The organism is Enterobacter cloacae complex sp. P24RS (genome assembly GCF_014982165.1).
GTDB lineage: Bacteria > Pseudomonadota > Gammaproteobacteria > Enterobacterales > Enterobacteriaceae > Enterobacter > Enterobacter quasihormaechei.
On record NZ_JADCKU010000004.1, the window covers coordinates 282,933 to 297,825 of the forward strand.

14 protein-coding genes are annotated in these 14,893 nt (G+C 57.0%); 4 read left to right on the forward strand and 10 right to left on the reverse strand.

Annotated features, from left to right (window positions below):
- Positions 1–48 precede the first annotated feature (48 nt).
- On the forward strand, positions 49–768 hold the full coding sequence (locus tag INF58_RS05935) for an oxidoreductase (RefSeq protein ID WP_193527223.1): 720 nt from the start codon (positions 49–51) through the stop codon (positions 766–768).
- A gap of 46 nt (positions 769–814) precedes the next feature.
- Here the strand turns inward: INF58_RS05935 and INF58_RS05940 are convergent, their stop codons facing one another.
- On the reverse strand, positions 815–1,015 hold the full coding sequence (locus tag INF58_RS05940; RefSeq protein ID WP_102751249.1) for a hypothetical protein: 201 nt from the start codon (positions 1,013–1,015) through the stop codon (positions 815–817).
- 622 nt (positions 1,016–1,637) lie between these two features.
- Between INF58_RS05940 and INF58_RS05945 the strand changes: the two genes are divergently transcribed.
- Complete coding sequence (locus INF58_RS05945; protein WP_193527224.1) at positions 1,638–4,067, forward strand: glucose/quinate/shikimate family membrane-bound PQQ-dependent dehydrogenase; 2,430 nt, start codon at positions 1,638–1,640, stop codon at positions 4,065–4,067.
- A gap of 87 nt (positions 4,068–4,154) precedes the next feature.
- Here INF58_RS05945 and pqqF read toward each other — a convergent pair whose 3' ends face one another.
- The 8 genes from pqqF to yajD all read right to left on the reverse strand — a co-directional run bounded on the left by pqqF (position 4,155) and on the right by yajD (position 11,322).
- Positions 4,155–6,431, reverse strand: a complete 2,277-nt coding sequence (gene pqqF / locus INF58_RS05950) for a pyrroloquinoline quinone biosynthesis protein PqqF (protein WP_193527225.1) — start codon at positions 6,429–6,431, stop codon at positions 4,155–4,157.
- Between the two features lie 5 nt (positions 6,432–6,436).
- Positions 6,437–7,579: a pyrroloquinoline quinone biosynthesis protein PqqE gene (gene pqqE / locus INF58_RS05955; RefSeq protein WP_193527226.1), complete on the reverse strand. Its 1,143-nt coding sequence runs from the start codon at positions 7,577–7,579 to the stop codon at positions 6,437–6,439.
- On the reverse strand, positions 7,566–7,844 hold the full coding sequence (pqqD, locus tag INF58_RS05960; protein WP_063451496.1) for a pyrroloquinoline quinone biosynthesis peptide chaperone PqqD: 279 nt from the start codon (positions 7,842–7,844) through the stop codon (positions 7,566–7,568). Before pqqD ends, pqqE begins: the two co-directional genes overlap by 14 nt.
- Before the next feature lie 2 nt (positions 7,845–7,846).
- The gene (pqqC, locus tag INF58_RS05965) at positions 7,847–8,602 is read right to left on the reverse strand and encodes a pyrroloquinoline-quinone synthase PqqC (RefSeq protein ID WP_023306095.1); all 756 of its coding nucleotides are present in this window, start codon (positions 8,600–8,602) and stop codon (positions 7,847–7,849) included.
- Positions 8,603–8,604: 2 nt separating this feature from the next.
- Complete coding sequence (pqqB, locus tag INF58_RS05970) at positions 8,605–9,522, reverse strand: pyrroloquinoline quinone biosynthesis protein PqqB (protein WP_193527227.1); 918 nt, start codon at positions 9,520–9,522, stop codon at positions 8,605–8,607.
- Between the two features lie 55 nt (positions 9,523–9,577).
- Positions 9,578–9,649 carry a pyrroloquinoline quinone precursor peptide PqqA gene (pqqA, locus tag INF58_RS05975; protein ID WP_002905689.1) on the reverse strand — a complete coding sequence of 24 codons (72 nt, stop codon included), beginning with the start codon at positions 9,647–9,649 and terminating at the stop codon, positions 9,578–9,580.
- Between the two features lie 138 nt (positions 9,650–9,787).
- On the reverse strand, positions 9,788–10,807 hold the full coding sequence (locus INF58_RS05980) for a dipeptidase (protein ID WP_193527228.1): 1,020 nt from the start codon (positions 10,805–10,807) through the stop codon (positions 9,788–9,790).
- A 167-nt stretch (positions 10,808–10,974) separates the two neighbouring features.
- On the reverse strand, positions 10,975–11,322 hold the full coding sequence (gene yajD, locus INF58_RS05985; protein WP_006808895.1) for an HNH nuclease YajD: 348 nt from the start codon (positions 11,320–11,322) through the stop codon (positions 10,975–10,977).
- 204 nt (positions 11,323–11,526) lie between these two features.
- On the opposite strand from yajD, the gene INF58_RS05990 reads away from it, so the two are divergent.
- Together INF58_RS05990 and INF58_RS05995 are read left to right on the forward strand one after the other, a co-directional pair.
- A complete protein-coding gene (locus tag INF58_RS05990) occupies positions 11,527–12,561 on the forward strand; it encodes an LLM class flavin-dependent oxidoreductase (RefSeq protein ID WP_193527229.1) in 1,035 nt (344 codons plus the stop codon).
- Positions 12,554–13,501 carry a zinc-dependent alcohol dehydrogenase family protein gene (locus INF58_RS05995; RefSeq protein ID WP_193527230.1) on the forward strand — a complete coding sequence of 316 codons (948 nt, stop codon included), beginning with the start codon at positions 12,554–12,556 and terminating at the stop codon, positions 13,499–13,501. Before INF58_RS05990 ends, INF58_RS05995 begins: the two co-directional genes overlap by 8 nt.
- Here the strand turns inward: INF58_RS05995 and INF58_RS06000 are convergent.
- Positions 13,498–14,538: an AI-2E family transporter gene (locus INF58_RS06000; RefSeq protein ID WP_063451487.1), complete on the reverse strand. Its 1,041-nt coding sequence runs from the start codon at positions 14,536–14,538 to the stop codon at positions 13,498–13,500. The genes INF58_RS05995 and INF58_RS06000 overlap by 4 nt on opposite strands.
- Positions 14,539–14,893 lie beyond the last annotated feature (355 nt).

The following is a 14,893-nucleotide window of genomic DNA, read 5'->3' on the forward strand; positions in this document are numbered from 1 at the left end:
TTGCGGAACCTGTTGTTAATCCGGATCATTTTTATGAGGAAGGTCAGCATGAGCAGCATTGATAAAAGCGGCACGTTCACGCTCGGAACGCGTACGGTTAAACGGTTTGGCTATGGTGCCATGCAGCTTGCCGGACCGGGGGTTTTTGGTCCGCCAAAAGACAAAAATGCCGCGCTGGCGGTGTTGCGTGAGGCGGTGGCGGCGGGCGTGAATCACATCGATACCAGCGATTTTTACGGCCCCCATGTAACCAACCAGCTTATCTGCGAGGCGCTTCATCCATACCGGGACGACCTCACGATTGTGACCAAGATCGGTGCCCGACGCGGTGAAGATGCCTCCTGGCTACCGGCGTTTTCCGCACAGGAGCTGACGCAGGCGGTGCATGACAACCTGCGTAACCTGAAGCTAGATGTGCTGGACGTGGTTAACCTGCGGATTATGTTTAGCGCCCACGGGCCGGCGGAGGGATCGATTGCCGAGCCGCTAAGCACCCTCGCGGAGCTGCAACAGCAGGGGATTGCCTGGGTGCCGTTCTTCCCGCTGGGGGGCTTCACGCCTCTGCAATCTTCCGGGCTACAGGCGGTGGCGGATTCACTGGGTGCGACGCCGATGCAGGTGGCGCTGGCATGGCTGCTGCAACGCTCGCCAAATATCCTCTTGATCCCGGGAACCTCTTCGGTGGCACATCTGCATCAAAACCTGGCGGCAGCCGATCTGGTGTTACCGCCTGAGGCGCTGGAGACGTTGAATTCGCTGGTGAAGTAATCCCGACGGCAACGGAAGCCCGGAGGATCTTTCGGGCTTTTGTTGTTTACGATCCAGTCTGACTCTGTTGACGGTGAAGCGCTAACGCTTCCGCCACGATTTCCTGCTTACTTTTCCGTGTTTCATACGCAGTGATGCGGATGTACTCCATCAGCGCGGGATCGATGCGGGCGCTTAACATCCTGAGATCGGCCTCCTTTGCTAAACCGCGAGCGACACGCTTATCGGGATAATCACGGGCGGGCATAGAAAACGTCCTCCAAAAATTGTCTTGCTGATTTGTGCTGTAAAATATGCGCTAGTCTCAATGTAAAGTCAATGAATAGTGATCGTGTAGTGAATGTGATTTGGGGTCGTTATGGCTGAAGTCTTAAGGAAGTATTGATGTAGTGTCTGCGTTATCCACGCTGTGAATCCGCATTTATGCAGAAAGTCTCATTTACAGTACTGTTAATGACTGAATGTTTAACACACCCATGAATAATTTCTGCCTGAAACTTAATTCAGGTTAATCTCTCTGCTTATTAATGGGTATTGCGTAATTAAATCTATTGTCTGAAGGCTCAGCTGTAAAAATCTGAGGTTATAAGAACGGCCTTGCCGGGAAATCCTGATATTCATCCTTTAAGCAACGCCTGGCTGGTCATATATTCCAGCGATAGCGAGGGAGTTAGCGATATTCACTTATTGCACCCGGCTAAACCCATGCAATTACGCTGGTTTTCATTTCTTACCACATAATAGCTTTTGTCTACGTTCTCTTTTTAATTTATTCTTCGCATACGAACAATTAGCGTTGTGCAGGGTTTTAGCATCGTGGCAGTTAATAAAACCCTGCTTTATATAAAGAAATCAGGAGATTCATTTTTATGTCAGACAATAATCCCCGCCCGTTCGGCTGGTTAGGCCTGTGGTGCCTGCTGGTGGGTGTGGTACTTCTTGTGACGGGGCTGTTCTTTGCCATCGGCGGTTTTAAACTGGTTACCCTGGGAGGGAGTTGGTACTTTCTCATTGCCGGGGTTATCACGCTGCTCTCTGCAATCCAGTTCTTCCGCCGCAAGTCTTCCGCCGTGGGGCTGTTTGCCCTCGTGTTTCTTGGCACCCTGATTTGGGCATTTTATGATGCCGGGCTCGACTTCTGGCCGCTGGTTTCCCGTTTGATGGTACCCGCCGGGCTGATGGTGCTGGCAGCAGCCAGCTGGCCTGCACTGCGCAAGCGTGAAGGAAAACCCACCTCCACGAAAGGGGCGATGGGGGTCTGTGCAATCCTTATTATCGGCATGGGCGTCACGTTTGTTCAGATGTTTCAACCCCATCCGACCGTGCCGTTTAGCGGCGACAAGCGCCCGCTAGTGCCGGTAAAAGACGAGGCGAAACAGCAGAACTGGGATCACTACGGTAATACGGCTGGCGGCAGTCGCTTTGTGGCGCTGGACCAGATCACCCGTGACAACGTGAAAGATCTGAAACCGGTCTGGACCTACCATACCGGTGATATTCCGCTAAGCCCGGATGGCAATGGCGCAGAAGATCAGCAAACGCCGTTACAGGTAGGCGATCGTGTCTTCCTGTGTACGCCGCATAACAACGTGATCGCCGTGGATGCCGACAGCGGTAAAGAGATCTGGAAAGCGGAAATCAACGCCAAGTCTGCCATCTGGATGCGCTGCCGTGGTCTGGCGTACTTCGATGCCACCAAACCGCTGGTGCAGCCAACGGTAGCCGGCTCCACGCCGGTTCTGCCGGCGCAGGTCGCACCGGGCGCAGCATGCCAGCGTCGTATTCTGATGAATACCATTGACGGTAAACTGATCGCGTTAGACGCCGATAACGGCAAATTCTGTCCGGACTTCGGCACTAACGGCAGCGTTAACCTGCATGAAGGGATGGGTGATGTGTCAGATCCCACCTACGTGTTGACGTCGGCCCCAACCCTGGCGGGCACCACGGTCGTGGTGGGCGGGCGCGTTGCGGATAACGTAAGCACCGATATGCCGGGCGGCGTGCTGCGAGGCTATGACGTAATTACCGGCCAGCTGCGCTGGGCGTTCGATCCACGTAATCCGGATCCGAACTATGTTCTGAAGCCGGGCGAACACTACAAACGTAGCTCCGCAAACTCCTGGGCCCCTATGTCCTGGGATGCGTCGATGAATACCGTGTTTATCCCGATGGGAAGTTCCTCTGTTGACCTGTGGGGCGCTGACCGTATTCCGGAAGACCACAAGTACGCCACCTCAATCCTGGCGCTGGATGCGACAACCGGGAAAGAGAAGTGGGTATACCAGACCGTGCATAACGACCTCTGGGATTTCGACATTCCGATGCAGCCGAGCCTGGTTGATTTCCCAACCAAAGAAGGCAACAAGCCAGCGGTCGTGGTGGGCACCAAGGCGGGGCAGATTTACGTTCTCGATCGCCTGACCGGTAAACCGCTCACTGAAGTGAAAGAGGTTCCGGTAAAACCAGCGGATATTCCGCGTGAGCAGTATCCCGCAACGCAGCCACGTTCCGTGGGCATGCCGCAGATTGGCGCGGAGACCCTGAAAGAGTCTGATATGTGGGGAGCGACGCCGTTTGACCAGCTGGCCTGTCGTATCAGCTTCAAATCAATGCGTTACGACGGTCTGTACACAATGCCGGGCACCGATATTTCCCTGAGTTTCCCGGGCTCGCTGGGAGGAATGAACTGGGGCAGTCTGTCCACGGATCCGAACAACCAGTACATTTTCGTCAACGACATGCGTCTGGGTCTGTGGGTTCAGCTGATTAAGCAAGATCCGCAAAGCGCAGTGGCAAACACCGGCGGTGAAGCCGTGAACGCCGGAATGGGCGCCGTTCCTATGAAAGGGACGCCATACTCGGTCAACAAAAACCGCTTCATGTCACCGCTGGGCATTCCGTGCCAGAAACCCCCGTTTGGCACCCTGTCCGCCATTGACCTGAAAACGCAGAAAATCGTCTGGCAGGTGCCGGTCGGTACCGTTCAGGATACCGGTCCGTTTGGGGTAAAAATGCGCATGCCAATGCCTGTCGGTATGCCGACGCTGGGCGGTACGCTCGCTACTCAGGGCGGTCTGGTCTTTATTGCCGGAACCCAGGATTACTACCTGCGTGCCTTTGATTCCTCTACGGGGGAAGAAGTGTGGAAAGCGCGTCTCCCGGTGGGTAGCCAGGGCGGTCCTATTAGCTATGTATCACCGAAAACCGGCAAACAGTACATTCTGATTTCTGCCGGCGGTGCACGCCAGTCGCCGGATCGTGGTGACTACGTGATTGCCTACGCGCTGGATAAGTAACAGCGAAATAAGCAGCCAGGCCCCGTCTTAGTACGGGGCTTTTTTTATGGCTAAAAATCACGCATACCGGGAAAGCGGCGGTTCCGGTCAGCCAGCGAAAAGCACCCGCCAGCGGCGGCGACGGCGAGTCATTTCGCGCCACAGCGCGATGATCTCATCATGTTGCAGGGCATCGATAGCCTGCGGGGTTAACACCGGCAAACCATAGCGCTGGCGAAGGGCGGCCACAGCCGTGGTGCTGGCATCCCTCGGTGACCGGATCTGCGTCGCCAGCTGCTGTCGCAATAGGCTGAACCCGGATTCATCGCACGGCGTCAGCTCGCGCAAAAAGCGTTTACAGCAGCCCAGCAGTTCCACGGGAGAACGGTCAGGCGACTGTAGCGCCAGCAGCAGGCCATCGCGATCGGCAATACGCTGATAACGACAGCTGACCACGTAGCCAATTTGCTGTTCCACGCGCAGGCGCTGGAAAAATTGTGGTTCGCAGCATAGCGCCAGCAGCCGCAGCGCGGCGAGCGAAGCGCCCGGCGGCAGCGGAATAAACACCAGCAGCGCCGAGTCCGCGCTGGCGTGCGGGATACGTTCGATCCCGCCGGGACAATCGCTAAACGGCGACCCCTTAGCGTTAACTGGCGCCCGGAGCAGGCCAAGCTGCCGGGCTAACCCGTGCGCGTGTTCGGCGCTGCCGCCAGCTAACGCCGCCAGCCAGCCGTCCCGGGGCGGTTCCGATGCCAGCCGTTCAGGCAATTGCTTAAGCAGCTGACGGATCGCGATGCCTTCTGGCGCTGGCGTAACAGCCGGTGTGGGGCGGGAGAGGCGATCGGCAATCGCCCTGATGATGGGTTCCGCCGTCACCACTGCGTCAGGCAGCCGCAGGGTTAGCTGCCAGCTACCCTCAACCGTTTGCCATTCTCCGCTGCCGCCGATATGGCGCAGTTCAGCCAGAAGAGGGCGTAATTGTTTGCCTGCCGCCACCCCCAGTGACTCGCTTACGCGCGAATAAAAAGGCCTGCGGAGGATCAGCGTCGGCGCTTGTGCCTGCGCCGGTAAATGCAGCAGCGGAACGGCTTCTGGCGTCAGGGCTGGGGCAGAATATTGGGTAGCCTGTGGGTAGAAGGAAAACGCAATGGGGCTCTCATCCGCAACCGGCTGGCGACGCCAGTGGCTAAGCGGCAGGGCAAATCCCTGGCTGGAAATTGTTCCGGCGGCGTCCATTTTTTTGCAGGCCAGATACGATGTGGGCGCCGCCAGTAAGTCGGCACAGAAGGCGGAAAAATCAACCGGCGCCGCGCCGGGTGCAAAACCAAACGCCCGCTGGCGAAGCTGGTCAAGGGCCGACAGGGCGCTAAAGCGCTGCTGTGCCAGACGATAATAATGCCGCTGTTGCTCTTGCGTCGTTTGCTGTAGGGTTCGCAGCCAGCGCGTGATATGCGGATCTATGGCCTCGGGCCGTTCGCCGTCAAACGTTAGCGCCAGCCAGCCGTAATCGTCATCCTGATAAAGCCAGTCCAGCGATACCTCTTCTGCCAGCCCGCGCGCCCGCAGCCCGTCAATCAGGCTTCCGGGGGCCTCGTCCAGCAAGAATTCCCGAAGCAAGGTGACGTTGTCACTTTTTCGTATTAACGGACAGCGCCACAGCGCGGGTCGCTCCGTCACCGTCAGCTGATAATCTGCTTCAGCGCTAAGGCGTAACGGGGGGGCGGCTTCAGGCACACAACCTGAAGCAAAACCTGTCGCAAACGTATGGGCAAGCTCGGCTAGCGCATCCAGCGTTTGCGGTCCCTGTAGCCACAATTGCAGGTATCCGGCCACATAATAGCGGCGGTAAAAGTCGCGCAACGCGGCGTGCAGCGATCCCGTGTCTTGCCCCAGAGAATCATGGCTACCCACCTGAAAACGGCGAAAAACCCCCGGTTGTTCCATTGCGTGGCGCGCCGCGGCTTCGCGCCGGGCGGCATCATGCTGCTGGATGAGCCTGTTTTCCGCATCAATGACCGCCACTTCGCGCTGGATGTCCTGCCGGGAAAGCAGCGGCGCCTGCACCATATCCCGCAGTCGTGCGACGCCGTCGGACAGGTTATCGGCGGCAACGTCGAAGAAAAACGCGCTATGGCGAGCCAGCGTGGTGGCGTTGACGCTGCCGCCCTGACGCTGGATCCAGGCCATGAGCCGATCGTCGCCCCGATAGCGCTCGCTACCGCGGAACAGCAGGTGCTCAAGCAAATGCGCGAGGCCCGCGAAGCGCGGTGGCTCATGATGGCTTCCGGCGCTCACGCGCACCAGCGCCGCCGCGCGCGCCGCCTGCGGCTGATGAACCAGCGTGGCGCGTAAACCGCCCGCCAGCTCAACGATGCGGATGGTCATTGTCGCTACAGTTCCCGGGTTTTATAGATAAGCTGAGAACGGGTTCGGTTGCGGAACTGAAGCTGGCCAATTTTCATATCGCTACAGGCTGCTTCGCGTCGCGCGTCCAGAATTTTATGATGATGCGGCGATTTGCTGCACACCGGATCGGCGTTATCAGCATTCCCGGTAAGCATAAAGGCCTGGCAGCGGCAGCCGCCGAAGTCTTTCTCTTTTTCATCGCAAGAGCGGCACGGCTCCGGCATCCAGTCAAACCCGCGATAGCGGTTGAAGCCGAAAGAGTCATACCAGATGGATTCCAGGCTCTGCTCAAGCACCGAGGGGAATTCCACCGGCAGCTGGCGCGCGCTGTGGCAGGGCAGCGCCGTGCCTTCCGGGGTCACGCTGAGGAAAATCGACCCCCAGCCGCCCATACAGCCTTTTGGCCGCTCCTCGTAATAATCAGGAGTGACGAACAGCAGGTTGGTCAGATTGCCGCTGGCGGCCATTTTTTGCCTATAGTCAGCGACCACGCTCTCAGCGCGGGCGATCTGTTCCCGCGTCGGCAGAAGCCCCTGACGGTTGAGGAACGCCCAACCGTAGAACTGGCAGGTGGCAAGTTCGACGTCATCGGCGTCCAGTTCGATGCACAGTTCGATGATCTTATCGATCTGATCGATATTGTGCCGGTGCAGGACGAAATTCAGCACCATCGGGTAATCGCGCGCTTTAACCGCTTTGGCCATCGCCAGTTTCTGCTGGAAGGCTTTTTTATTCCCCGCCAGCGCAGCGTTAAGCACTTCATCGCTGGCCTGGAAGCTAATCTGGATATGGTCCAGACCCGCCTCGCTGAACGCGTCGAGCTTGCTCTCCGTCAGGCCAATTCCCGAGGTGATCAGGTTGGTATAAAAACCGAGATCGCGGGCGGCGCGAATCAGCTCCGGCAGGTCTTTACGCGTCAACGGTTCGCCGCCGGAAAAGCCTATCTGCACGCTGCCCATCGCCCGCGCCTGGCGGAAAACGTCGATCCACTGTTCGGTGGTGAGCTCCTGGTCCTGCCGGGCGAAGTCCAGCGGGTTAGAGCAGTAAGGACACTGTAGCGGACAGCGATAGGTCAGCTCCGCCAGCAGCCACAGCGGTGGATTGACGGCGGGTTTATTCTGGCTCACGGAAAATAATCCACTTCTGTTGATAAGCGATTTGCAGGAATTCAACGACGTCGTCATCCACGCCGCCGGCTTCCGGGAAGCGTTCGTTGAGTACGGCAATAATGGCTGCCGCATCGCGTTGGCCATCGACCAGTTCGAGGATGGCGGCCGCAGTGTCATTGAGTTTAGCCATGCCTTCCGGATAGAGGATCACATGGCTGTCCTGCGCGGCTTCCCATTGCAGGCGATAGCCGCGGCGAAAGGCGACAATTGAGTTCTTTTGCATGCTTATACCAGTCGGGTTGTGTGCCAGGCCGCTTTGTCGGTGACCGTATGATAAGGCGGACGCTGTAGCGCGTAGGCCATGGTCATCGCGTCGAGCATTGACCACAGGATATCGAGTTTAAACTGAAGGATCTCCAGCATCCTGTTCTGCTTTTCCGCGCTGTCGCAGTAACTCTTCGCCAGCTCCAGACCGTGTTCAACGTCGCGGCTGGCCTGGCTGAGGCGGCTACGGAAATAAAAATAGCCTTCCTCTTTGATCCACGGATAGTGCTGTGGCCAGCTGTCGAGACGCGACTGATGAATTTGCGGAGCAAACAGCTCGGTTAGCGAGCTGCATGCCGCCTCCTGCCAGTTGGCGCGGCGGGCGAAGTTAACGTAAGCGTCGACGGCGAAACGGACGCCGGGCAGCACGTGGCGTTCGCTGATTAAGTCGTCGCGGCTAAGCCCCACGGCCTCGCCCAACTGGAGCCAGGCTTCGATACCGCCATCATGACCGTTGCTGCCATCGTGATCGAGGATGCGCTGCACCCATTTGCGACGCGTGTGCGGATCAGGGCAGTTCGCCATAATTGCCGCGTCCTTCAGCGGGATCGTCGTCTGATAGTAAAAACGGTTCGCCACCCAGCCCTGGATTTGCTCGCGGCTGGCCTCGCCGTTATGCATCGCAATATGGTACGGATGGTGAATATGATAATAGGCGCCTTTCGCCCGGAGGGCGTGTTCAAACTCTTGCGGCGAGAGCGTTTCGCGAATGTGCATAGTTAGTCCTGAAGCGTGATGGTCATCCCGTCCCAGCTCACTTCTATTCCCTGCTGCGTGAGGGCGTGACGCTGCGGCGATTGCTCGTTTAGGATCGGGTTAGTGTTATTAATGTGAATCAGAATCTTGCGCTTTGCCGGCAGTGAGGCCAGCAGCGCCATCATGCCGTGTTCATCGCCGAGCGCCAGATGGCCCATGTCGCGGCCGGTATTGCGCCCGACGCCGGCGGCCTGAAGCTCATCGTCCTGCCAGACGGTGCCGTCAATCAGCAGACAGTCCGCTTTTTTAAGCCACGGCAGAATGGCGTCATCGGGTTCACCGAGACCCGGCGCGTAGAACAGCGTCTGACCGTTGCGGCGGTTTTCGATAAACAGCGCCACGTTATGCCCCGGCAGCGGGCGGTCGCGCCACGGCGAATAGGGCGGTGCGTTACTGGCGATGGGGACAGCGGTAAACTGCAAATCAGGGCAGGCTTCCACGCTAAAGGCGGTGAGCGGGGCGATCGGATGATGAACCAGGCCGCCGTTCCAGTGCCGTAGCATGGTAAAAATCGGGAAACCGCTGGTAAGATCTTCATGCACCTCGGGCGTGCACCATACCTGATGCGGGCAGCCCTCGCGCAGGCTGAGCAGCCCGGTGGTGTGGTCAATCTGGCTGTCGGTGAGAATAATGCCGCCAATATGCGTGCCGCGCAGAACCTCTTTCTTGTTCAGTTCTGGCGTGTGGGCAATCTGCTGGCTGATATCGGGCGAGGCGTTACACAGCACCCACTCTTTGCCGTTATCGCTGACGATGATCGACGATTGGGTGCGAGGGGTCGCCTGAAGAGTACCGTTGCGCAAACCCTGACAGTTGGCACAGTTACAGTTCCACTGTGGGAAACCGCCGCCGGCGGCGGAACCGAGGATTTTAATAAACATGAAGATAGGCCAGGTAGTAAAACGAAAATGCCCGCACGGATGGCGGGCTGAGTGATTAGCGGTTGGAAATGTACAGCGTCACTTCCAGGCCAAGACGTAAATCAATAAAAGCAGGTTTCTTCCACATCGTTTTTTCCTCTTTAAAAATACAGCACTAACGCCATCGTTTGTGCCAGTTTTGTGATGGTCATCAAATAATGCGCTACAGGGGGGCAAAGCTCAACCCAAAATATGTAAGGAATTAACGTAATGTTTACAACGCAACCTATTGTTGCCAAACATTGTGCAATACCTTTCGCCAGTTGCCCCACAGCAGTTTATTCAGCACAAATTGATCATAGCCGCTATCGCGCAACGCGCCGATCAGCCGCGGTAAACCACTCACATCGTGCAACTCATCCGGCAACGTAATGCCGTCAAAATCGGAGCCGAGCGCGACGTGATCTTCACCCATGATGTTAATAAGATAGTCGATATGGCGAACGATTGTGCTGAGCGGAGTATCACTATCGCGTTTACCGTCGGCGCGCAGAAAGGCGTTGCCGAAATTAACGCCCACCATGCCGCCGCTGTCGCGGATAGCCAGCAGCTGCCGATCGGTCAGATTGCGCGGTTGCGGGCACAGCGCATGGGCGTTGGAATGGGTGGCGACCAGCGGGGAAGAGGAATGACGGGCGGTATCCCAGAACGCTTTTTCATTCATATGCGAGACGTCAATCAGCATGTTCAGGGCGTTAGCCTGCCTGATGAGGGCGATCCCCTCTGCGGTGAGTCCAGGGCCGCTGTCCGGGCTGCCGGGGAACGCCCCGTTAACGCCGGTGCCGAAACGGTTAGCAATGTTCCAGAAAGGCCCGATGCTGCGTACGCCTGCGGCATAAAAGGCCTGTAGATCGTCTCCCTCGCCGTCAAAACCGCCCGCGCCCTCAATATGCGCCACCATTGCCAGCACCTTATCCTGACGGCAGCGTTCGATATCCGCCGCGCTCAGGCACAACCGCGCCCGGCCTGCGGAGTGTGCGGTAAGCTGCTTAAGGATCGTCAACTGCTGCCAGAGAATGTCGATCGGCTCCCACGGCTCGCTGGCGTATTGCGGCGCCATGCGGGCGATATACGCCTGCGGCGGCACGAACAGCGCGAACAGCCCGCCGGAAAATCCGCCTTGCTGCATACGGGGATAATCGAGATGTCCGTTCTCAATACCGGAAAAGAAAGCCGTTACCGGATCCTGGCGATGGTGAAGCCATAAGTTAAGCAACAGGTCATTGTGACCATCAAAAATCGCCATAGCGCATCCCACTGTCTTGTATTGCCGAAAAAGTTGCCTGGCACGATAACCGATTTGTCCCGTCCGGCAAGGGGAAATTTACAACTTAGCAGCAATTGTTAATATCACTTAACAGTAAGGCGATCGGCTCATCGTATTGTTGCCGATGGGCGGTAAAGCCATTGATATTATTTCTTCTTGTTCATCATCGCCTTGAGATCGGCAAAAGGGTTAAACGTAGCGACACCCACGTCTTTTTGCGCATCCTCACCCGCGACAACGGTGGTGCCATACTGGTCCGCTTCAGTGTACTTTGAGTGTTCGTGGTCGTGGCAAAACAGACATAACAGCTCCCAGTTACTGCCGTCTTCCGGGTTATTGGTGTGATCGTGGTCGATATGGTGAACCGTGAGTTCACGAAGATTCGAATAAACAAACTCTCGCGAGCAGCGCCCGCAGACCCACGGGTAAATTTTCAGCGCTTTTTCACGGTAGCCGCTTTCCAGCCGTGCGTAGTTTTTGGGGATCAAAGCCATTGCTGTTGTTACCTGTTAAAAAAGAATAGTTCACACTATATCCCATTATGAGATGGCAGGAGAATGCCTCCTCGCGGGAGGGATGCCTTTGGTCTGCGTTTTCTGTCAGTTTATTTGAAGCATTCCGTTAAATAATCCCCATTTATTCTCATCCGCGAATGCGTAGAGTAGGGATCACGCAATGCTTCATCAGGATACTCCACTATGAAAAAGATTGGATTTTTGTCGTTTGGTCACTGGACGCCGTCTGCCCAGTCCGGCACGCAGACCGCGGCTGACGCGCTGCTACAGTCCATCGATCTGGCGGTCGCCGCTGAAGAGCTGGGCGCGGACGGCGCTTATTTTCGCGTGCATCACTTTGCCCGCCAGCTCAGTTCGCCATTCCCCTTGCTGGCTGCGATAGGTGCGAAAACCAAACGCATCGAAATTGGTACGGGCGTGATCGACATGCGGTACGAGAATCCGCTGTATATGGCGGAAGATGCTGGCGCGGCAGATCTCATCTCTGGCGGTCGATTACAGCTGGGTATCAGCCGGGGCTCCCCGGAGCAGGTGATTGATGGCTGGCGTTATTTTGGTTACGTGCCGCAGGAAGGGGAAAACGAATCTGATATGGCGCGCCGCCACACCGAAGTACTGCTTGATGTATTACGTGGTGAAGGGTTTGCGAAGCCTAACCCACAGCCGATGTTCCCCAACCCGCCGGGATTGTTGCGTCTGGAGCCGCATTCAGAAGGCTTACGCGATCGAATCTGGTGGGGGGCTGGCTCCAATGCAACGGCAGTATGGGCGGCAAAACTGGGGATGAATCTGCAAAGCTCAACGCTAAAAGACGATGAAACCGGCGAGCCGTTTCATATTCAGCAGGCAAAACAGATCCGTGCCTACCGACAGGCCTGGGCAGAGGCTGGGCATACTCGTCAGCCGCGCGTTTCGGTCAGCCGCAGTATTTTTGCCCTGATGGACGATCGCGACCGGATGTATTTCGGTTCAGGCCGCAACGAGAGCGACAGCGTTGGCTATCTGGATGAGAAAACGCGGGCAATTTTCGGACGCAGTTACGCCGCAGAGCCAGACAAGCTGATTGAACAGCTGAAAAAGGATGAAGCCATCGCTGAAGCGGATACGCTATTGCTTACCGTGCCGAATCAGCTGGGCGTGGCATACAACGCGCATGTCATCGAGTCCATACTGAAACATGTCGCACCGGAAATGGGATGGCGCGATCGTAATGCTTAATCTGGCCCTCTGGTATCGCCGGTTTGGTGAGCCTGAATCGGTACTGCAACCGGAAACCGCCCCCTTGCCGCCGCGCCAGCCGGGAGAGATACGTGTGCGCATGCTTTTTTCGCCGGTGAACGCCTCCGATCTTATCCCCATAACCGGGGCGTATCGCCATCGCACGCCGCTGCCTGCAATAGCCGGTTATGAAGGGGTCGGAATAGTAACCGAAACGCCCGCCGCTTACCCGGCGCTGCTGGGCAAGCGGGTGCTGCCGTTACGGGGGAAGGGGACGTGGCAGCGTTATGTCGATTGCCCGGCAGGGTACGCGGTTCCTGTCCCGGACGACGTCGACTCGCTGCTTGCCGCGCGGGCGTATATCAACCCGCTTGCCGCACAGATGATGCTGGACCGCTATCCTCCGGCCGGGAAAACGGTGCTGCTTACCGCTGCCGGTTCTGACTGCGCCGTTCTGCTCGGGCAATGGGCTCGTCAGGCGGGTGCAGAGGCGGTTTATGGGATCCACCGCTCGCCCGTGCACGCTCAACGTTTGGCCGAATTAGGGATCGTCCCCATTGCGCAACAGGATATGGCCGCAGTCAACGCTGCCGCCGCGCGCGCAGACGTGGTGTACGACGCCACGGGCGGCAGCCTGGCGGAGACGATCCTGGGCGTGATGCCTGAAAGCGGCACGTTTGTCTGCTACGGGCTGCTCTCCGGTCAGACGTTCCGGCAGCAGCGGGCGCTGCCGCGCGTGGCGTGGTTTCACATTCGTAACTACCTGGACGCACTCAGCACGGAGGCGTGGCAGGCGGAGTTTCAGCGCATCTGGCCGAAACTGCGGGCCAGCCAGTGCAGCGATGTCACCCTTTACCCTCTGACGGAATGGCAGCGGGCATTGGGCAACTATCGCGAAGCGGGTAGAACGCGCAAGCCCGTGCTGTCGATGGAGAATTAATCAGCCTTATGGCTCATGTCGCTCAGCAGTACAGCGATACTTTGTCCACCGGCGGTCTGCTCCAGGCCAATTTTCACAATAATGGTCAGCGGAACGGAGAGCAGCATGCCGACAGGCCCAAGCAGCCAGCCCCAGAAGATCAGGGACAGGAACACAACGAGGGTTGAAAGCCCCAGCCCGCGTCCCATGATGCGTGGCTCAAGAATGTTCCCGAAGACAAGGTTAATCACCAGATAGCCTGCCAGCAGAATCAGCGCATCATACAAACCGCTGAAAACCAGCACCTGAAGGATAGGGGGGATCGCCGCCAGCACGGAGCCGATGTTAGGAATGTAGTTAAGGGCAAAGGCCAGCAGCCCCCAGACAAAGGCGAAACGCACGTCCAGCGCGGCGAGCATCCCCCACACCACGAATCCCGTCACCAGACTGATGGCCGTTTTCAGCACCAGATAGCGTGAAACGCTGTCGAGCGCGCGCTGAATGGCGCCCATTCCTTCCACCGGACGCACCATGATGTGCTGTAGCTTTGCAGGCAGCTGAGGGACTTCCAGCAGCATAAACACGACCGTCAGGAACAGCAGGAAAATGGAGGTCATGGCGTTGGAAAGCTGTGCCAGCAGGCTGGTGACAATCGTCATGGCAGCATTCGGATCGATGTATTTAAGCAACTCCTCCACCGAGACTTCAATGCCGGCGCGTTGCAGCCAGGGTTCAATTTGCAGCAGCGGGGTCGCCAGGGAAGAACGGTATGTCGGTAGGGTTCGCGCCAGCTCGTTCAGGGATGTTCCCAGATAGGCAACTAGCAGCACCATCGCAACGATGATAATACTGATAAGCAGGCTGATCGCCAGCACGCGCGGTATGCGCATCCGCACCATCCGCTGCACCAGCGGGTTGAGGATCACCGCGATAAAAAGCGCCAGGATAAAGGGCACGATGATATCGGCCGCAAAACGAACGCCGGTCAAAATGATCACCAGCATGCCCAGCATGATGACTATCTTAAGCCCGTTGAGGGTGATAATGGGTTTGGCCATGAACGTTCCTGAAAAGTTTTTTATTTATAATAGAGGGGAAAGCGGATTAAAAAAACTAACCAAAATCAAACAGACTGGGTAAAGAAATGAAAAGGCTTTGAGTAAATTCCTGGCTTATGATACAAATCAGGCGTGTTCAACTACTGAGGACAATTTTCATCCGCAAAGACGAGAAGCAACACCGCGGATAATTGTAATTTTATGGACAATTTGTTCAGGACGTATTTTTCAAACAACACTGCTCTGTTTTCAACCTCCCTCTGCATGCTTTCCGGTGAACAACACTGGCGTTCCGCGCTATAGTCACGTCTTCTGCCTGAGCTGGCGCTATGCGCTTAGCTAACTGATCTAATTC